The following is a 19797-nucleotide window of genomic DNA, read 5'->3' on the forward strand; positions in this document are numbered from 1 at the left end:
TCTTATACTTTACAATGTCAATATAATAAATTCAAAAAGGATATAAAAGTGAAGAAAAAACTTTTACTAATTTCTACGCTGATTGCAACACAATTGTTTGCGAAAACTATAGATTTTGAAATGATGGATAAAAATCCAACAAGAATAGCTCCAAATACAACAAATGAAATTTTGTCTTTTAATAGCAGTATAAAAGATTCTGTACACTCTATTGTTAATATTTCTGCAAAAAGACATGTGGATACAGGCTTAGATACTTTACCTTTACAAATGTTTAATGACCCATTTTTCAAAAGATTTTTTGGTGATCAATTTGGAAATCAATTTAAACAAAATAGAGTTCAAAGATCTTTAGGTTCAGGAGTAATCGTTTCAAAAGATGGTTATATAGTTACAAATAATCATGTTGTTGAAAATGCAGAAGAGATAACTGTAACAATCGGTGATGATACAACAGAATATAACGCAAAACTTATAGGTCGAGATGCAGATAGTGATATTGCTGTAATAAAAATAGATTCTGATGTGAAATTAACTCCTATCAAACTTGGTGATTCAAATAGCTTAATGGTGGGAGATGTTATTTTTGCTATTGGAAATCCATTTGGAGTGGGAAGTACTGTAACTCAAGGAATTATTTCAGCTTTAAATAAAAATAAAGTTGGAATAAATAGATATGAAAATTATATTCAAACTGATGCTTCAATAAATCCTGGAAATTCTGGTGGTGCATTGGTTGATAGCCGTGGAGCTTTAATTGGAATTAACACAGCTATCATCTCAAAAAGTGGTGGTAATAATGGAATTGGATTTGCAATTCCTGTTGCAATGGTTAAAGATGTTGTTGAAAAACTTGTAGCAGATGGAAAAGTAACAAGAGGTTACTTAGGTGTTGCTATTGGAGAATTAGATAATGATTTAGCAAAAGTTTATAAAAGAAAAGAAGGTGCTTTAGTTCTAGATATCTCAACTGAAACTCCTGCAGCTAAAGGTGGTTTAAAAAGAGGAGATTTAATCTATTCTATAAATGGTAAAGCTATAAAAGATAGAACTTCTTTACAAAATACGATTGCATCATTCCCACCTGATGAAAAAATTAAATTAGGTATTGAAAGAGATGGGAAAGATATATCTTTAGATATAGTTTTAGGAGATAGATCAACTTTAGTTCAAATTCAATCTGATAACAATACTTTCCTTGGTGGTTTAAAACTAAGTGTTATTGACTCTCAATTACAAAAACAGTTTAGATTACCTGTTGATTCAGCTGGAATATTAATTTCAGATGTAGAACCAAAATCAAATGCTGAAAAAGTTGGTTTTCAAGCTGGAGATATTATAGTTCAAATTGAAGATGTAGAAATTAAGAATTTTACAAATATAGAAACAGCTTTAAAAAAGTATAATAAGAAATATAAAAGAGTTTATGTAAATAGATATGGTCAAACTATTCTATTTGTAATTCAATAAAAAGGATTTCCCATTATTAAAGTACTTATGATAGAAGATGATTTAGAATTAGCTCAAATCATCACTGATTATCTAAAATCATTTGATATTGAAGTTATCAACACAGATAGTCCATACAATGGACTATCTATGCTTAATGTACATAAAGATTATCAACTAATAATTTTGGATTTAACTCTTCCTGAAATTGATGGGTTAGAACTTATTCCAAAAATAAGAGAAAAATCTAATATTCCAATTATTATAAGTTCAGCACGAGATGATATTTTGGACAAAGTTATGGGATTAGAAAGAGGAGCAGATGATTATCTTCCAAAACCATATAATCCAAGAGAACTTCAAGCAAGAATCAAAACTATATTAAAACGTGTTGATTTACAAAATGAACCTAAAAAAACTGAACAAAATTCACTTTTTGAAGTAAGAGAAGATGATATGCAAATACTTTTCAAAGGTGTTGCTTTAACTCTTACATTAGCTGAATATGATATTTTAAAGCTACTAATTCAAAGAAATCATGGTGTTGTGGCAAGAGAAGATTTCATTTACGCAAGTGACAATATTGAAGATGAATCTTCACTTAAAAATATTGATGTAATTATTTCAAGAATTAGAACTAAATTATCAAAAATTGATGATAGTCAAACTTATATCAAATCAGTAAGAGGTATTGGATATCAGTTAGTATGATAAAAAATATCTCTATTTCCACTTTTGTAAATATCATATTTACGTTGGCTTTTATCTCTATTTTTATAACTTTTGCAATGTTTATCAATTATGATAAACAAAAACATGAACTTTCACTTCAAAATAGATATGAATTAATAGCAGAAAATTTTTTAAGTACATTTCAAAGTCATCCAACTTTTGAAACCCTGCTTGCTTTATACAAAAAGTTTCAAGTTATACCTATTGAAGAGAGAGAAGAGAAACTTGAAATAATAAAAAATGCTCAAGAATTAACAATAACACAAAATTTTTTAGGAACATACAGAGTTTATAAATATAATGATGTTTACTATATCTATGTACAACAATTTGGCTATAACGTTATGCTAAAAGACTCTACAAATCACAACTATAGTATGGCTTTTATTGTTATTGGATTTACCATATCTTTGTTTACTTTTTTATTTTTATATGAAATTTTAAAAAGAAAATTACATCCATTAAAAGTGCTAAATAAACAACTTATTGCATTTTCAAATGGAAATAAAGATATAAAGCTAAACTATACGAGTAACGATGAAATAGGAACTATTGCTAAAAGTTTTAATGAAGCAATAAATATCATAAATAATCAATCAAAATCAAAAGATTTATTTATGCGAAATATGATGCATGAATTAAAAACTCCTATTACAAAAGCTATGTTTATTGCTGAAACTTTAAATGATGATAACAAAAGAGAGACCTTACAAAGAGCCTTTAAAAGAATGGATGATATTATCAAAGAATTAGCAACAGTTGAAAAATTAACTTCTAAAAACACTATGATTTTTAAAGAAGAGAGCTCTTTTTTCAAAATATATACAAAAACTTTAGATTTAATGATGGTAAATCCTGAAAATATTGCTGCTAAAATCAGAGATTTTAAATTTGAAGTTGATACTTATATGATGTCTATTGCTTTAAAAAATCTTATAGATAATGCTATAAAATTCTCACCAAATAAAAAAGCAATTATAAATGCTTCAAAAGAGAAAATAGAAATTAGCTCTTTAGGGGAGCCTTTAAGTCATGAACTTTCTTATTATACAGAAGCCTTTTCACAAGAAGAAAAAAGAAGTGATGGTTTTGGATTAGGACTTTATATCGTAAAAACTGTTGTAAATTTACATGGATTTAAACTAGAATATAAATACGAAGGTGGAAGAAATTACTTCATCATAAATATGATGAAGTAACTCTTCTTTAAAATTTAAGACCTTACATCTTTCATAACTTCAAACCAATTTGTGTTGAAATTCTTTTTTATATATTTAGCCCTATGGGGCACGATACAGCCTGAACAATTTTGATGAATATAATCTTCACCTATGTATTGTGCTCCATCTCGTGAATTTATATTACAAACAGAATATAGAGTTTTTCCATCCGCTGTTTTTTCAAATCCTTCATCTTTAAATCTAAAATTTGGACAAGCACATAAATAACAATTTAAATCTTCCATATCGTGGCATTTTTTATTATCTTTATAAAGTGGACAAAAATCTGGTTCATTTTTTACCATATTTTCAAATTTAAAATACTCAATAATCTCATCTTTTGATTTATTTGTTAATTTTTTCATTACATTTGCGTGTAGTTCTCCTTGTTTTAAAAACCACTCTTCATAAGTCATACTAAAACTCCTAAAATTAATACAATAATTATAAATATATCCAAACGATTTCTAAGACTTAAAGCCTCTAAAACATCACTATTTTCTATATTTTCTTTTCCATCTCCAAAAAAAGGTTTATTTTTTATCTTTCCAAAATAAGAAGTTGGACCGCCTAGTTTAACATTTATAGCTAGTGCAAAAGCTGATATTGGATAACCTGCGTTTATACTTTCATGTTTTTTTCCATATCTTTTAAACTCTAAAAAAGCTTTTTTACTAAAAAATAGTAAAGCTATCAAAATAGCTGTGATTCTTGAAGGAATAAAATTTACAACATCATCGAGTCTAGCAGAAAATTTACCAAACTTTTCATATTTTTCATTTCTATATCCAACCATTGAATCAAGAGTATTTATAGCTTTATAAATAAATGCTCCAACTATTCCAAAACATAAAAGATAAAAAAGTGGAGCAACAACTCCATCACTTAGGTTTTCAGCATAAGTTTCAATTGCTGCTTTATTTATTTGACTATCATTCAAGTCTGATGTATCACGACTAACTAACATAGAAATTTTTTGTTTTTTTTCTTGTAAATTTTCACTTGTTATAACCTCGTTTACACTATCATAAAGCATTTTAGAAGCTATTGTAAATGATGCTAAAAATCCTTGAACTAAAATATTATCAAACAAAGATAAAAAATATGAGATTATAAAAACTATAAATATAAGAGAAATTGTTAAAAGAAATCCTCTAAAAATAGAATCCTTATAAAACTTCTTTTGAAACCAAGAAATATAATTTCCCATCAAAATAATAGGATGTTTAAAAAACTTAAGTTCTTCATACTCTTTAAAAATCCTATCTAAAATATATGCTATCAAAGCTACTTCATAAAACATTGAACTTACAAATTTCCTATCTTTAAATTTTTTATTAGTGATATAATAAATCAATTGAAATAGTATCATTACTTTATTAAAAGGAGTTCAAATGAAAGTACTACTAACAGGCTCTACTGGATATATTGGAAGAAGATTAAAACAAATACTTTTAAATGATGAAAATATAGAATTAAAACTTCTTGTTCGAAATAAAAAAAGTGTAACTACTTTAGATAAAAACGTTACTATCATACAAGGGGATACTTTTGATAAAGAGAGTTTGAAAGAAGCCCTAAAAGATGTAGAAGTGGCTTATTATTTGATTCACTCTTTAAGTAATGAAAACTATAAAGACCTAGATAAAATCTCTGCTCAAAACTTTCTAGATGTTGCAAATGAGTGTGGAGTAAAAAGAATCATTTATCTTGGTGGGCTTGGAGTTAAAAATGAAAATACAAGTGAACATTTACTTTCTCGTATTGAAACGGGAGAAATTTTAAGCTCAAATAAAAATGTTCAAACTATTTGGTTTAGAGCTGGTGTGATTATTGGTTCGGGAAGTGCTAGTTTTGAGATTATTAGAAACTTAACTGAAAAACTTCCTATTATGACAACTCCAAAATGGGTAAATACAAAAGCTCAACCAATAGCTGTAAGTGATGTTTTATCATATTTACACAATGGTTTGTATTTAAATGAAAAAGAAAATTTGATAGTTGATATTGGAAGTGAACAACTAAGTTATAAAAATATGATGTTAAAAACTGCAAAAGTTTTGGGATTAAAAAGATATTTGATTACCTTGCCTTTTATGAGTATAAATCTCTCTTCTTATTGGCTAAATCTTTTTACGCCCGTTCCTTTTACCGTTGCAAAAGCTTTGATTGAAGGGCTTAAATCAGAAGTAATAATTCAAAATGACCACGCAAAAAAATATTTCCCAAATATAACTCCAATCTCTTATGAAGAGGCTGTAAAAAATGCTATAAATGAGATAGAAGAAAACCAAGTAATAAGCAGATGGAATGACAAAGGAGATGGAGTTTGGGAGAAAAATGCTCAAAATGAAATCTCAAAAGCTGTATTTATAGATAGAAAAGAAGTAGATATTTCACATATAGATGCTTCAAAAGTCTATCAATCATTTATTAGTATTGGTGGAGAAAATGGCTGGTTTGACTTTGATTTTTTATGGGAATTAAGAGGAATTATCGATAAATTAATCGGTGGAGTTGGACTTAAACGTGGAAGAAGAAGCCAATGTGATTTAAGAATTAGTGATTGTTTAGATTTTTGGAAAGTTGTGGATTTACAAAAAGATGAAAGACTTTTACTTTATGCTCAAATGAAAGTTCCAGGGGAAGCTTGGCTTGAATTTAAAATCAAAGATAACAAACTAATCCAATCAGCCTACTTTTATCCAAAAGGAGTTTTGGGAAGATTATACTGGTATGCGTTGGTTCCCCTTCACTATTTTGTATTTAACAATATGATAAAAAGTATAATCAAAAAGGCAAAAGCTCTTTAGCTTATGCTTTTTATTAAATGTTCTACATCTAATTTTGCTTTTAAAGTAGAGATAAAATTATCAACAGTTTGTTTTTTATACTCTTGAAAATCAAAACCTACATAATCAGCTTTTATTGATTTAAAATATTTTGTTCTAAATTCGTTGTTATCAAAAATTTGATGTACAAAAGTACCTTTGAAATTTTGTTTTTCAAAAGATAATGGATATTTTTCACACATTCCATGATGTATTTCAAAACCAGCTATTTTTTCACCAAATAACTCATAAGTTTTTTTCTCTAAAATTTTCTCTTTTTCAAAAATAATATTATCAGGAATAAAGGCAAATCCCTCTTCTTTGATGATTTCTTCATTCTCTATTGCATAAATATCTTCAAGATTCTCAAACATCATCTCATATCCACCACAAATAGCACAAATCTCTTTTTTGTAGTTTTTAATCTGCTCAAAAAGTCCAGTCTTTTTTAACCAAAGCAAATCTTTGATTACAAGTTTACTTCCAGGAAGTATCACTAAATCAAACTTTTCAAGTGAAATGTTGGAACTAACAAACTCCACAAAAACCTCATCATCAGCAATCAAAGGCTCAAAATCATTGTAGTTACTCATATATGGATATGCAATTACTGCAATATCTAGTTTTTTATTTTTGGGTTGTTGAACAAAGTTTTTCAAACTAGCACTATCTTCAAATCCAAGATTAAAAGGCAGATATGGCAATACTCCTAAAACTGGAATCTTGAAATCCTCTTGAATGATTCTAATGCCTTCATCAAAAAGTGTTAAATCACCTCTAAATTTATTTACAATTACACCTATTACATTTTTTCGTAACTTTTCTGGAAGTAGATTATAAACTCCCCAAATAGAAGCAAAAACTCCACCTTTTTCTATGTCTGCTACAAGTATGATTTTTGTGTTATAAACACTAGCTATAAAAATATTTGATAAGTCTTTATCCATAAGATTTAACTCAACGGGACTTCCAGCACCCTCAGCAACTATGCAATCATACTTTTTATCAAGATAATCAAAACATCGCTTAACAGCAGGTTTAAGTAAATCTAAATCTCTATAATATTCTCTCACATCTTTATTAGTTACAACTTTTCCCTCAACTATAAGTGAGGCAGAACTTCCTCGTCCAGATTTTAGTAATACTGGATTTAGATGATATGAAGTAGGAACACCTAAAACCTCAGCTTGAAAATATTGAGCGATTGCTATTTCACTTCCATCATCGCAAACGTGAGAATTATTTGATACATTTTGTGCTTTAAATGGTGTTACTGAAATTCCTAAATCTTGAAGTATTTTAGCTATCACAAAAGTGATTGTTGATTTTCCTGCATCACTTGAAGTTCCGAAGATTGAGATGTTATTCATCTATTAAAATTCCTGTTTCTATGAAGTTATTAATTTTTTGGAATAAAACATTATTTGTCCCAATATAATTAATTTTATATCTATAAAACAAATACCAAATTTTTATATATATTTTATTATCATTTATAAAATCTATTAGTTTGTTTTTTTGTGTCATAGAAGGGGAAGTGGTTATTTCATCAATTATTAAATTTACATTAATTTCTTTTTTATTTAAAATATTAAAAAATTCTTTACTCAAAATTTGAAAATTTTTATCAGATATATAATCTAATTCTTTAATAAAGAAAAGCTTTCCGTCATTCATTTTTTTTTCGATGAAATGACAATGATACAAAATAAAATTAATATTAATAAAAATTAAATATCTTAAAATAGCATCATTCATTTCTTGTTTTTTTTCAATCCATTCAACTAAATTATCCAAAACTTGAATATAGATTCTTGCATTTAATTCTTCTGTTTCTTCAATAGTTTTTAGAATAATTTCTTTATACTTATCTAATACTCTATATCGTTTAATACTAAAAATAGTTTCAAAAAGTTCTTTTATGCTTGGGTCATATTTCAAAAACTTTGATACAGATTTTTCTTTTACTTTTGAAAATACATCTTTTTCTTCACCTTTAAATACATCATCATTTAAAATAATCACTACTTTACAATCAAAGTTTAAAGTTAATTGAGTAATAAATCCAAATAAATCATTTAAATCTATATCTTTTGATTTTCTTTCAAAATCATCAAAACAGATGATTGCACCATTCTTTAATCTTTCAAGAGCAATTCTTTCTTGATTGTCTTTTTGTTCTTCTTTCACACCATTTGCAAATTTTTCAATCTTTTCAGAAAAAATACTTCCATATCTTTTTGTATATTTTGTAAATGTAGAAACTTTTTGTGTAACAATATTTTCTCCACCTATTGCACTAAAATATAATTGTGCGAAAATATCATTTTCAATCTCTTCAATTGAACTTTTACCATACAAACTTACGTAAGAATAAGCACTATTTTTGATACTTAACTCTTTTTTTAATTCATCAGTTGCAATAATCTTCTTCCAAAAATGAGTTTTCCCACTTCCCCATTTTCCTGAAAGCATAATAACTTTACCGTTGTTATTATCATTTAGTAAATATCCATTATTTTCATCAACTAAATATTCTTTTAGGATTTTCGCATTTGCCATCTTAGTCCTTATTTCTTATACGAATTTTCTCTTGATTTCACAGCAACAACAAGTATAATAAGTCTATCTTCCTCTTTTTTATAAATAACCCTATATGTTCTAAGTTTTAATCTATAAAGTTCTTCATTTAATCCTTGAAGTTTTTTTATTTTGCCAGTTTTTAGAAGTTCTTGTTCGTATTCAAAAGAGAAATTATTTGTAAATTCTAAAATTGAATCTGTAATGAATTTAATATTTGCTTTGTCTATTCGTTTGAAATCTTTTATTGCTGTTTTTTTATAAACAACACTATACATCTAAATACCCAATTCTTTTAATAACTCATCATGGCTAATTGTTCCACTACTATCATTTAACCTTTTTTTAGCAAGTTGTATATCTTGATAATCCATATACATCTCAAGGGCTTCACTAATAATTGCTGTTTTCTTTTTCCCTAACTCTTTTGACATTATGTCTAAATCTTCAAGTAATTCTAAAGATAGAGTAAATGTTGTTGGTTTAACTGTTTTATACATAATAAACTCCTTTTATATTGTTTATTATATTGTTTATTATATTTATTGTCAACTAAACATAAATCATTTTTTTAGTCATTCCACCATCAACAACTATATTTTCACCAGTGATAAAACCTCTATTTTTTAGTAAAAATTTTACAGTATCTACTATATCCAAAGAAGTTCCAACTCGTCCGCTTAAGTGTTGTTCATTATCATTTGCAGTTGGTTTATAGTTAATATCTGTATTTATCCAACCTGGACTTATAGAATTTACTTTTACATTTGGTGCTAAACTAGCAGCTAGTGCGTGAGTTAGTGAACTAATTCCACCTTTTGAAGCACTATAACTTTCAGTTCCACTCTCACTCATCAAAGCTCTTGTTGAAGAGATATTTATAATATGCCCTTTGGATTCTTTTAGTAATGATGCAAACTCTTTTGATAAGATATAAGGTGCTGTTAAATTCACACTTATTATCTTTTCCCACTCTTCTATGGTTTGTTCTTCTAGTGATATATGATTAAAAATTGCTGCATTGTTTATTAGTGCATAGATTTTATTTCTATCTTTTTTGATTTTTTCTATAGTTTTTAATAACTGCTCTTTAGAAGATAAATCACACTTATAAAACTTCACTCTATCCATCTTTTTTTCTATTATATCTATATTTATTATTTGATATTTTTTTCTTAAATTTTTTGCTAGTGCTTTTCCTATACCATTTGAAGCACCTGTTATTATGATAGTCTTCATATTCTTCCTAATACTTATACTCTAATTTATTTATAACTAATTTTTTATTTACAAACGGGTCAACAATTGCACTTATTTCATCTAGTTTATATTTCAAAGGAAAACCAATTTTTGAATTTTGGGCTGTACTTTCTAAAATATAAAAAGGTTTATCATTTACATATAAAGCTTTTTTATTTAGTTTTATATCTTCAAAATTTATAATCACAAAAATATGCTCTGGAACTAATACAAAATAAACTTTTTCATAACCACTAACTTTTAAAAGTGAAATCAAAAGATTTGATTTATCATCACAATCTCCAAAATTTTGTTCAACTACATTTTTAGGACTTCGTGCAACACTTTCATTTATTTTATATGGAATTGCTGTAACAAAATCAAGCATTGATTGAACTTCACAAAGTTTGTCATTTTGACAATCTTTTGTTAAATATAAAGCTAGTTTTTTTGTATAGTCATCTTTTCTTACTTGATTTACATAAGTTGCATCACCGATATCTATAAACTGATTTTTCACTATAAAAAATGAAGAAACTATCAAATAAATCACATAAATAATAAAAATAGCAGATAATAAAAAAGAGAAATATTTTAAAAATCTATTGTTTATTAACATATCTCTTCTAATGCCTTTTGTAAAATCTCATTTGCATTTGAACTTTTTACAGCAATTCTAATAAATCTTTCATCTAAAAAATCAAAATTTGAACAATCTCTAACCATAATTTTATATGGTTTTAGTAATTCTATGAACTCTTTTGCTTTTAGATTTTTTAGTTTTACAAGTAGATAATTTGCACTACTTTCAAAAACTTCTTCTATTAAAGTAGAATTTTTTAGAATATTTTCTAACTCTATTTTATTTTTTATATTTATTGCTTTTGAGATATTTTTGAAAAGTTTATCATCAAGTGCAGCTTGTAAATAGTTTGAATCAAATTGTGATAGTTTCCACATAGGTTCAAACTCTTTTAATTTTTCTATATTTTCTTTTGTTGAAACTATTGTTCCAACTCGTATTCCTGCGCTTGAATAAAACTTTGTCATTGATTTTAAAATATATAATTTATCGTAAGTTTCTAAGTATTTTATAGCACTAGGTTTATCACAAAAATCCAAAAAACTCTCATCAATCAAAATAGTACAAGATTTTTCTATCCAAGTTTTCATCAACTCTTCAAGCTCATAATATTTTCCATCAGGAGTTGATGGATTTACAAAAATCACAAAACTATTCTCTTTTACTTCTTGATTGATATTTTCAAATCTATTTATTAGATTTAATTCATAATCAAAATTTAAAGCAGCTTTTTTATACTCCAAATACGCAGGTGAATAAATAGTACAAGTTTCTAAAGCAAGATGTTTAAACAAAGTAAAAATAGCACTACTTCCACCATTGAAAAGCTCAATTTGAGAAGTTTTAACTGCATAATTAAAAGCTATTTTTTCATACAACTTATCATAAGTTGGATATGATGAAATATCTAAAGTGTTAAAATCTACATTTATTTGAGGTTTTACAAAATTTATATTTGAAGATAAATCAATTATTTCACTAACTTTACATCCTAAATCAAATGCAAATTTTTCTATTTGTCCGCCATGTTCAAAAGTTTTCATAATATTAAAAGTAATCCTATATTTAAAAGTACAAGTTCTGTATGTTCAAGAGTAAATCCTAAACAATCACCATTTACAAAGCCAAATTTATTGTCTAAAACTTTTAATATGAAATAAAAACTCAAAAGTGATAAAACAAATAAAACCAAAACATTTGAGCCAATAAAAAATGCGATAATCACATAAATCAAAGCAATAATTTTAAGACCTAAAATCCCACCATGTTCAAATGCCAAAGATAAAAAACTATCTTTACTAAATTTAAAATATCCAAGCAAATAAATCAAATTTAATCTTGAAAATATACAAACAATAAAAAAAAGTGCATACTGTTTTTCATACAAAACATAAGTTATGATTCCAACTTTTAATAAAACAAAAGCAAAACCATACAAAGCTCCAATCGCTCCAATAGTTGATTCTTTCATAATTTTATAAGCATCTTTCCCACTATATGAAGCAAACCAACCATCAACAACATCGATTATTGCTTCTGTGTGAATAAAACCATAAAGTGCCAAATAAACAATAGCAACAACAAAAGAAGAATATAAAGGATGAAAAAACTCATTTAATAAAAGATTTAATCCAATAACAATAGAAGCCAAAATAGCTCCAACAAGTGGCAACAAAATCAAAGTATATTTATAAGTTTGATTGTTTATTTGCATATCTTTTACAAAAACAGGAATGATTGAAAAATACGAAAGTGCAAAGAAAAAGGCGTTTAATATAGCTTTCATTTTAATCTTCTTTCAAGTCCATATTTCACCTCATAAACCTCATCACATAGTTTTGTTAACTCTTGACCTATAAGTCCTGAAAAATCCACAAATCTTCGTGATTCTTTATCAAATGGAATAATTCCACACGAAACATCATTTAAAATAAAAATGATATTTGCATCTATTTTACAAATATTTTGAAGCTGAGTTTTTAAAGTTTCTTCACTATTTTGTAGATTATTAAAAAGCCACATTGAAACACAATCTATTAAATAAGTTCTGTTTTTCTCAACTACTTTTGTCAAATCTTTTGGCTCTTCAATAGTGATAAAATCCTCTTTTCTCTCAAAAATATGTTTATCAATTCTATTTTGCATAGAATCATCTCCAAAAGAGTTATCATAAGTAGCAACATAATATGGTTTTTCATTTATTGCTAATTCTAAAGCTTTTTTGATTCCAGCTTTTGTTTTTCCTGATTTTTGTCCACCAAAATAAAATATCTTCATCAAAGCTCCAAAAAGTTTTTAATACCAGTAAATACAATTTGAGCAGATAAAGCAGCTAAAATTAAACCAGTAATTTTTGAAAGAACTAAAAGTCCTTGTTTCCCCATCATTCTTTCAAATATACTTGAACTATAAAGCATAAAACCTATAACTAAAACAGCACTTATCAAAGCTAAACTTCCAGTAAGCATAGAAGATGTATTTTCAAAAGTGGCACCCATAACAAGTAAAATACCTATTGTTCCAGGCCCTACAATAACAGGAATTGATAAAGGAACAACTGCTAATTGAAGCACATCTTTATCACCAACTTTAGCACTATCTTTACTTCCTTTTACTAACTCAATTGCTGTTAAAAATAGTAAAGCTCCTGCTCCTATTCTAAAAGCATCAAGAGTAATTCCAAAAATTGTAAATATGTGTTTTCCAAAAAATAACAATATCATACTTGTAATGATTACTGAAATGGTAACCTTTATAGCTAAAGCTTTTTTTTCTTTAACACTTGCATCTTGTGTTACAGTTAAAAAAACAGTTAATGCAAAAAAAGGTGCCATTATAAAAAACATTTTTAAAAATGTTGAAATAAATAAATCCATAGAAAATCCTAATTTATATAAGGATTAAAAATACTTTTTAATCTCATTTGCCCAAAGTTTATAAGCAGTTCCATTTAAGTGTAAATCATCAAAAGTAAACTCTTTTTTTAGCACTTTTTGTGGTGCAAAAATAGGATTTAGATTTATAAATGTGATTTGATTTTCACTTGTATATTTTTCTAATCTTCTATTTAACTCTTCAATTTTTGCATTAAAATCTGCTTTTCTTGCTTCTCCAACATATAAAGTTGCTTGAATATTAACTTTTATATTTTTATCTTTAAATATTTTGATTATTTTTAAATAGTTATTATAAACCTCATCAACTTCTTTCCCTCTCATAATATCATTTACACCTATCATGATAAAAACTTGTTGAATATTTGAAGAGATAGAATCAAGTCTTTCTAAGACTCCACTTGTTGTATCTCCACTGATTCCCCTATTTTGAACTTTGTCATTATTTAAAAGTTCATTCCATAAACCCTCATCTGTTATTGAATCACCTAACATCATAGTCGTATATTTTTCATTCATAGCTAAAACCTCAAATTGACTTTTTTTATGTTTATAATATGGGTTATTTTGTATTTTCCATTCAACTACTTCTTGCTTTTCTGTAAAATTACATCCACTTAATAAAACTGCAAATAAAAGACCTGATAATATTTTTGTTCTCATTTTATACTCCTAAAAAACTCTCTATTTTTTTTGTAACTTTTAACTTTTTCAATCCATTTATAGAAGCAAAACATAAAGCTGCTCCACAACCAACACCCTCTTTTGCTTCACCTTCATCATAAAGTTTTAAAGCAGGATGAAAAGACTCAGCAAAATCAAAATCACTAGCATAAGCATTTATAGGAAAATCTAATTGCTCTAAAAGTGCTTTAATATTTGAATTTTTATCTTTATTTATCCATTTTGTTGTACATAATGCTATGTTTGAAGAGTCAATCTCTCCTTCCATACTTCTTAATATAGAATTTATCACAAGTAAAACACTAGCCATTTGAGTTCCACCTGCTAGTATAATTTTTATATTATTTACTCTACTTCCTAGTATAAAACCTGCACAAAAAATAATCATATTATCACTTACTTTTGATAATTTCTCAAAAATATCATCATTTTTATCTATATTCTCTAAAGCTTTGTTTATTGTCTCATTTTTTATATCATTTGGAGAGTTTTTAAATGAACTTGAAAAATATCCTTCACACTCATATCCCAAAGCTTTTACTGTTGCATTTGCAGTTGTAGTTCCTGCTGGTATTGATTCAGCTATTATCACATAATCATCATTTGTTTTATAATTTTGTCCAAATTCTAAACCTTTTTGAAAAATCTCAAAAGCATTTATATTTGCACCATTTGCTATATTTTCACTTGCTTTTATATCAAAATCATGAACTTTAAAATAGTTAATTTTGGGGATTACTTCCATTCCTAAATCTAAAATCTCTATATTTGAAAAAGGATTTAATTCATGAATAGCTCTAGTAATTAATGCAGGAGTAGGTACTCCTTTTGGAGTTTTTGCAATATCCTGTAAAGAACGAACCTCTTTTGTACATAAAAATTCAACATCAAGAGTTGGCGTAAGATAAAGCTTTCCAGGGATTCCAGCTTGTGAGATATTTGGAATTTCACAAGTTTTAGTAACACTAGCACTTAATAAAAAAGTAGCCTTTTTACCTCTTAAAAACTCCAAAAAATCGACACTTCCTAAAATTGTTTCAAAATTCATATAAATCCTCTTATAATTTTTGCAAAGTATAACAAATATTAGATAAATAGATTTTCATTTAAATTTAGCTTATATTTTATTTGTAACTTATTTATAATATAATTAGATTGTATTTCTTATAAGGAGGATTTATGTCAAATCAAACTATTAAGCTATTCTCACCACTAATAGTTTTATTAATTCTTTGGTTTATTCCAGCACCAGAAGGACTAAGTCAAGAAGGATGGCACTTTTTAGCAATATTTTTTGCTGTTGTAGTAGGATTAATAATTGAGCCTGTTCCTGCTGCATTAGTTGGTTTTGCTGGAGTTTCACTCGTAGCACTTTTAGGGTTAGTTGGTAATTCTAAAGAGAGTATTACTTGGGCATTATCAGGGTTTTCAAATAGTGTTATTTGGTTAATTTTTGCAGCATTTATGTTTGCACTTGGTTATAAAAAAACTGGTCTAGGAAAAAGAGTTTCATTAATTATGATTAAATATATGGGAAAAAGTTCTCTTGGTCTTGGATATGCAGTTGCATTTTCAGATTTAATTTTATCTCCATTTATGCCATCAAATACAGCAAGAAGTGCCGGAACTATTTATCCTGTTGCTTCAAATATTCCTTTGATTTTTGACTCAACACCAGAACATGAACCAAGAAAACTAGGTGCTTATATTTCTTGGGTTGCTATTGCAACTACTTGCGTTACAAGTTCTATGTTTTTAACAGCACTTGCTCCAAATTTACTTGCTGTTGATTTAATAAATCAAGGAACTGGAAATATGATTTCATGGGGAGCTTGGGCTTCTATAATGCTTCCTCTTATGATTCCATTATTTTTATTGACACCTTGGTTAGTATATGTGATTTATCCACCAACACAAAAAAAATCTCCGGAAGCTCCTGCTTGGGCAGCTGAAGAGTTAAAAAAACTAGGGAAAATCACGCCTAAAGAACTTTTAATGGCAGGACTTGCTATTTTAGCTTTAAGCCTTTGGATTTTTAGTAAAGAATTAGGTATAGATTCTACAACTACAGCTATTTCTGTTGTGTCAATTATGGTTTTAGCAAATGTTATTACATGGGATGATGTTATTTCAAATAAAGCAGCATTTAATGTACTTATTTGGTTTGCTTCACTTGTTGCAATGGCTGCTGGATTGAAAAAAGTAGGTGTTTTAACTTGGATTGGAGCTAGCACAGAAACATATCTTTCTGGACTAAGTCCAACAATGCTTATTATTTCAATGTTAGTATTATTCTTTGTTTTACACTACTTCTTTGCAAGTACAACAGCACATACAACTGCATTAATGCCTATCTTCTTAGCAATTGCAGTAAATTTAATGACACCAGAGCAACTAGTACCTTTTAGTATTTTATTAGCTGGAAGTTTAGGGGTTATGGGAATTATTACACCGTATGCAACTGGACCTTCTCCTATTTGGTATGGAGCGGGATATATTTCTCAAGGGAAATGGTGGGCTTTAGGAGCTATCTTTGGAGCTTTATATTTAGTAGCTATTATCATAGGTGGATTAATATTTATCTAAAATTTAAAAGAGGTTTTTCCTCTTTTAAATAGTTTGATATACTAAAAAAGATGCCATTAAAAATAAAACAAGTTTTATCACTTTTTTATAAATCTCTTGAGGAATCTTATCTTTTATATTCAATCCAACAATCATTGCAATAACAACTACAATTAAAGTAGAAAAAGAGACTATCAATAACTCTTCATTAAATGAACCATGAATTGCAAATAAAATAATTTGAATAATCTTTCCAAATAAAAAACATAAATTTGTAGATTGAATAATATCTTTTTTTGAATGTTTTGATTCAAGTGAATAAATTATCAAAATTGAACCCATCACATTTGTTAAACCACCAACAATTCCTGCCAGTAAACCAAAAACTACCATTGATAATTTTTTCTTTTGTCTTATCCATTTCATTTCAATTTTAAACTTTTGAATAAATAGATACAAAAGAATTGAAAAAGCTAATAATAATTTAAAAAGTTCAGAACTAGAATAAATAAGTATTTGAGTTCCTATTGCACTTCCAATCATTCCCATCAAAGCCAAAGGATAAAATTTTTTTACTGCTTGAAAGAAATTACCTTCACTATAAATACTAATTAAATTAATAAAAAGTGTAGGAATTGCTATGTATAAAATGGCCGTTTTCATATCCGTAACCATAGCTAAAAGAGGTGTTGCAAGTATTGCAAAACCAAAACCTATTGTTCCATGAACTAAAGCTGATACAAAAATTATAAATGAAATAATTATTAAAAAATCGAGGTTTAAATCCATAATATATCCTAAAAAGATTTTATTGTAGGAAAATATTATTTAAAATGCAGAATCAAAAGAGGATTTTTCCTCTTTTAAAAATTTTTATTTACTATTTCTAAGAAATCTTTTGGATTTTTATATCCAACAATTTTTGAAGATTTAACTTCGTTTTTATCTTTATCCCAAAAAATAAGCGCAGGTGGACCAACTACACCAAACATTTTTTGTAAAGCTTTATCTTCATCATTATTAGCTGTTACATCAGCTTTTAAAAGAGTAAATCCTTGCAGTTTTTTGATAACTTCTTCATCTTTAAAAGTAATCTCTTCTAACTCTTTACAAGCTACACACCAAGATGCCCAAAAATCTAGCATCACTGGTTTATCTGAGTTTTTAATAGCCAGTTCAAGTTCAGCTATATTTTTTATTTTCGTAAATACAAGTTTTTCATCTACACTTTGTACAGCTTTTGATGAAGTGAATTTATCCAAAGGTTTAAGTGGATTAGTTGCACCACTAATAGCTCCTACAAATAAAACTACACCTAAAATAAATAAAACTACTGTGATTAGTTGTGCTATTATATTTTGATAAATTTTTAAATAAATTGCACTTCCAAGAAGTAACAATGCCCATAAATACATAATAATTGTTGCATCTAATACTCTATCTAAAAGCCAAATAGCAACACCTAACATCACAATACCAAATATTCTTGTGATTCCTTCCATCCAACCACCTGGTTTTGGCATAAATCTTCCAGCACCTAAACCAATAAGTAAAAGTGGTATTCCCATTCCTAAACTCATAACGAATAAAGCTAATCCACCAAGAAGAGCATCACCTGTTTGACCTATATACACTAAAGCACCTGCAAGTGGCGGAGCAACACATGGACCAACAATAAGAGCAGATAAGAATCCCATTATTGCAATTCCTACTATTCCTTGTTTTTCTTTTCCATCTGTTGTTTTATTAACTCTGTTTTGAATAGATTGAGGAAGTCTAATCTCAAAATAACCGAACATTGAAAATGCTAAAGCCACAAATATTAAAGCAAACACAACCAAAACATAAGGATTTTGTAAAGCAACTTGTAAGTTAGCACCAAAAACACCTGCTATTACTCCTGCTATTGTATAAGCTAAACTCATTGATAATACGTAAATTAAAGATAAGAAAAAACCTCTTGTTGCTGTCATATCTTCATTTTTTGAAGCACCTACAATAATTGATGATAAAATCGGAATCATTGGAAAAACACAAGGCGTTAAAGATAATAATAATCCAAATCCAAAAAATGTAGCAAGAACTAAAAGCATATTTCCATCTTTTAAACTATTTGCTATCATATCTGTTTCATTTAAAGATTCAGTTTGTTCTGCAACTTTTTCAGTTTTGTTTATTAGTTCATTACTAGAGTTGTTGTTTCCAAAACTTAAAACAAAACTTTCACTCATTGGTGCATAACAAAGTCCAGCTTTTGAACATCCTTGAAAATCAATACTTATTTCATAACTATTTGATTCTACTTTTGATTTTAATAATTCAAAAGGAATTGTTAAATCTAAGTTATTTAACTGAACAATAAATCCATCATAATCTACAGGAGCAGGAATATTTATCTCTTCCGTGATTTCAATTTTTTGAGGTTTCAAAATAAATATTTTGATTTTATCATCATATAAATATATATCTTTTCCTAACTCTAATTTGATGTTTAAATCTTTTTCATTTTGAGTAAACGTTGTTTTAAATGCTTCATCTGGCTCTAAAACAGTAGGATTTAGCTCTAAAGAAAATGAATAAACAAAAACTAATAAAAATAGTAATATTTTTTTCATCTAATCTCTTTTATTTAAAATTATCTTTTGAAGTTTGAAGTAACTCTTCTTTTGTTAAAATTCCAACATACTCTTTTATTTGCTTTCCATCTTTGAAATACAGAAGTGTTGGTAATTTTGAAACACCATATTTTTTAGCCAAGGCTAACTCTTCATCAATATTAACTTTAAAAATTTCAACATTTTCAGGTTTTATTACATCAAAATCCTCTAAATTATTTGCCAAAACTTTACAAGGGGGACACCAAGAAGCATAAAAATCAACAATTACATTTTTACCTTTTATTTTCGATTCAAAATTGTCTATAGTTAATTCTTCATAACCAAATAAAGAGATAAAACTAACTAAAAACACTAAGACTATTTTCTTCATTACTTACCTTATTTTTTTTAATTTATTTTATT

Annotated in this window: 22 protein-coding genes; 5 read left to right on the plus strand and 17 right to left on the minus strand. The window is 27.2% G+C overall.

Annotation, left to right across the window (positions count from 1 at the left end):
- Nucleotides 1-48 precede the first annotated feature (48 nt).
- Genes AAQM_RS11610 through AAQM_RS11620 form a run of 3 tightly spaced genes read left to right on the plus strand, consistent with a single transcriptional unit; the run spans nucleotide 49 to nucleotide 3380 of the window.
- Nucleotides 49-1470 (plus strand): Do family serine endopeptidase, encoded by a 1422-nt coding sequence (locus AAQM_RS11610; protein WP_129094038.1) that lies wholly within the window; start codon nucleotides 49-51, stop codon nucleotides 1468-1470.
- A gap of 27 nt (nucleotides 1471-1497) precedes the next feature.
- On the plus strand, nucleotides 1498-2160 hold the full coding sequence (locus AAQM_RS11615) for a response regulator transcription factor (RefSeq protein ID WP_128986411.1): 663 nt from the start codon (nucleotides 1498-1500) through the stop codon (nucleotides 2158-2160).
- Nucleotides 2157-3380 carry an ArsS family sensor histidine kinase gene (locus AAQM_RS11620; protein WP_129094037.1) on the plus strand — a complete coding sequence of 408 codons (1224 nt, stop codon included), beginning with the start codon at nucleotides 2157-2159 and terminating at the stop codon, nucleotides 3378-3380. Before AAQM_RS11615 ends, AAQM_RS11620 begins: the two co-directional genes overlap by 4 nt.
- 14 nt (nucleotides 3381-3394) lie before the next feature.
- On the opposite strand, the gene AAQM_RS11625 is transcribed toward AAQM_RS11620, so the two are convergent.
- Both AAQM_RS11625 and cbiB read right to left on the minus strand, forming a co-directional pair.
- Nucleotides 3395-3817, minus strand: coding sequence for a hypothetical protein (locus AAQM_RS11625; RefSeq protein ID WP_129094036.1), 423 nt, complete (start codon nucleotides 3815-3817; stop codon nucleotides 3395-3397).
- Nucleotides 3814-4704, minus strand: coding sequence for an adenosylcobinamide-phosphate synthase CbiB (gene cbiB / locus AAQM_RS11630; RefSeq protein WP_129094035.1), 891 nt, complete (start codon nucleotides 4702-4704; stop codon nucleotides 3814-3816). The genes AAQM_RS11625 and cbiB overlap by 4 nt, the downstream gene beginning before the upstream one ends.
- Nucleotides 4705-4795: 91 nt before the next feature.
- Between cbiB and AAQM_RS11635 the strand changes: the two genes are divergently transcribed.
- Nucleotides 4796-6214: an SDR family oxidoreductase gene (locus tag AAQM_RS11635; protein WP_129094034.1), complete on the plus strand. Its 1419-nt coding sequence runs from the start codon at nucleotides 4796-4798 to the stop codon at nucleotides 6212-6214.
- On the opposite strand, the gene AAQM_RS11640 is transcribed toward AAQM_RS11635, so the two are convergent.
- The 12 genes from AAQM_RS11640 to cobT are packed head-to-tail and all read right to left on the minus strand — an operon-like array spanning nucleotide 6211 to nucleotide 15260.
- Complete coding sequence (locus AAQM_RS11640) at nucleotides 6211-7602, minus strand: cobyric acid synthase (RefSeq protein ID WP_129094033.1); 1392 nt, start codon at nucleotides 7600-7602, stop codon at nucleotides 6211-6213. The genes AAQM_RS11635 and AAQM_RS11640 overlap by 4 nt on opposite strands.
- Nucleotides 7595-8794, minus strand: coding sequence for a P-loop NTPase fold protein (locus AAQM_RS11645; RefSeq protein WP_129094032.1), 1200 nt, complete (start codon nucleotides 8792-8794; stop codon nucleotides 7595-7597). The genes AAQM_RS11640 and AAQM_RS11645 overlap by 8 nt, the downstream gene beginning before the upstream one ends.
- Before the next feature lie 8 nt (nucleotides 8795-8802).
- Nucleotides 8803-9090 carry a type II toxin-antitoxin system RelE family toxin gene (locus AAQM_RS11650; RefSeq protein WP_129094031.1) on the minus strand — a complete coding sequence of 96 codons (288 nt, stop codon included), beginning with the start codon at nucleotides 9088-9090 and terminating at the stop codon, nucleotides 8803-8805.
- On the minus strand, nucleotides 9091-9312 hold the full coding sequence (locus tag AAQM_RS11655; protein ID WP_129094030.1) for a ribbon-helix-helix domain-containing protein: 222 nt from the start codon (nucleotides 9310-9312) through the stop codon (nucleotides 9091-9093).
- A gap of 52 nt (nucleotides 9313-9364) precedes the next feature.
- Nucleotides 9365-10051 carry an SDR family oxidoreductase gene (locus AAQM_RS11660; protein ID WP_129094029.1) on the minus strand — a complete coding sequence of 229 codons (687 nt, stop codon included), beginning with the start codon at nucleotides 10049-10051 and terminating at the stop codon, nucleotides 9365-9367.
- A 7-nt stretch (nucleotides 10052-10058) separates the two neighbouring features.
- Nucleotides 10059-10670: a transglutaminase-like domain-containing protein gene (locus AAQM_RS11665; RefSeq protein ID WP_129094028.1), complete on the minus strand. Its 612-nt coding sequence runs from the start codon at nucleotides 10668-10670 to the stop codon at nucleotides 10059-10061.
- Nucleotides 10664-11677, minus strand: a complete 1014-nt coding sequence (locus AAQM_RS11670) for an aminotransferase class I/II-fold pyridoxal phosphate-dependent enzyme (protein ID WP_129094027.1) — start codon at nucleotides 11675-11677, stop codon at nucleotides 10664-10666. The genes AAQM_RS11665 and AAQM_RS11670 overlap by 7 nt, the downstream gene beginning before the upstream one ends.
- On the minus strand, nucleotides 11674-12420 hold the full coding sequence (locus AAQM_RS11675; RefSeq protein ID WP_129094026.1) for an adenosylcobinamide-GDP ribazoletransferase: 747 nt from the start codon (nucleotides 12418-12420) through the stop codon (nucleotides 11674-11676). The genes AAQM_RS11670 and AAQM_RS11675 overlap by 4 nt, the downstream gene beginning before the upstream one ends.
- Nucleotides 12417-12911, minus strand: a complete 495-nt coding sequence (locus AAQM_RS11680; protein ID WP_129094025.1) for a bifunctional adenosylcobinamide kinase/adenosylcobinamide-phosphate guanylyltransferase — start codon at nucleotides 12909-12911, stop codon at nucleotides 12417-12419. The genes AAQM_RS11675 and AAQM_RS11680 overlap by 4 nt, the downstream gene beginning before the upstream one ends.
- Nucleotides 12911-13510: a MarC family protein gene (locus AAQM_RS11685; RefSeq protein WP_129094024.1), complete on the minus strand. Its 600-nt coding sequence runs from the start codon at nucleotides 13508-13510 to the stop codon at nucleotides 12911-12913. The genes AAQM_RS11680 and AAQM_RS11685 overlap by 1 nt, the downstream gene beginning before the upstream one ends.
- A 24-nt stretch (nucleotides 13511-13534) precedes the next feature.
- Nucleotides 13535-14191: a GDSL-type esterase/lipase family protein gene (locus AAQM_RS11690; protein WP_129094023.1), complete on the minus strand. Its 657-nt coding sequence runs from the start codon at nucleotides 14189-14191 to the stop codon at nucleotides 13535-13537.
- A 1-nt stretch (nucleotide 14192) separates the two neighbouring features.
- Nucleotides 14193-15260, minus strand: coding sequence for a nicotinate mononucleotide-dependent phosphoribosyltransferase CobT (gene cobT / locus AAQM_RS11695; RefSeq protein WP_129094022.1), 1068 nt, complete (start codon nucleotides 15258-15260; stop codon nucleotides 14193-14195).
- Nucleotides 15261-15391: 131 nt separating this feature from the next.
- Here cobT and AAQM_RS11700 point away from each other — a divergent pair, with 131 nt between their 5' ends.
- Nucleotides 15392-16798, plus strand: a complete 1407-nt coding sequence (locus AAQM_RS11700; RefSeq protein ID WP_129094021.1) for an anion permease — start codon at nucleotides 15392-15394, stop codon at nucleotides 16796-16798.
- Between the two features lie 24 nt (nucleotides 16799-16822).
- On the opposite strand, the gene AAQM_RS11705 is transcribed toward AAQM_RS11700, so the two are convergent.
- From AAQM_RS11705 to trxA, 3 genes are all read right to left on the minus strand, one after another.
- Nucleotides 16823-17566 carry a sulfite exporter TauE/SafE family protein gene (locus AAQM_RS11705; RefSeq protein ID WP_129094020.1) on the minus strand — a complete coding sequence of 248 codons (744 nt, stop codon included), beginning with the start codon at nucleotides 17564-17566 and terminating at the stop codon, nucleotides 16823-16825.
- Nucleotides 17567-17640: 74 nt separating this feature from the next.
- Nucleotides 17641-19392: a protein-disulfide reductase DsbD gene (gene dsbD / locus AAQM_RS11710; RefSeq protein ID WP_129094019.1), complete on the minus strand. Its 1752-nt coding sequence runs from the start codon at nucleotides 19390-19392 to the stop codon at nucleotides 17641-17643.
- 10 nt (nucleotides 19393-19402) lie between these two features.
- Nucleotides 19403-19765, minus strand: coding sequence for a thioredoxin (gene trxA / locus AAQM_RS11715; protein WP_129094018.1), 363 nt, complete (start codon nucleotides 19763-19765; stop codon nucleotides 19403-19405).
- Between the last annotated feature and the right edge of the window lie 32 nt (nucleotides 19766-19797).

The sequence above is a fragment of the Arcobacter aquimarinus genome, from assembly GCF_013177635.1.
In the GTDB taxonomy this organism is placed as follows: domain Bacteria; phylum Campylobacterota; class Campylobacteria; order Campylobacterales; family Arcobacteraceae; genus Aliarcobacter; species Aliarcobacter aquimarinus.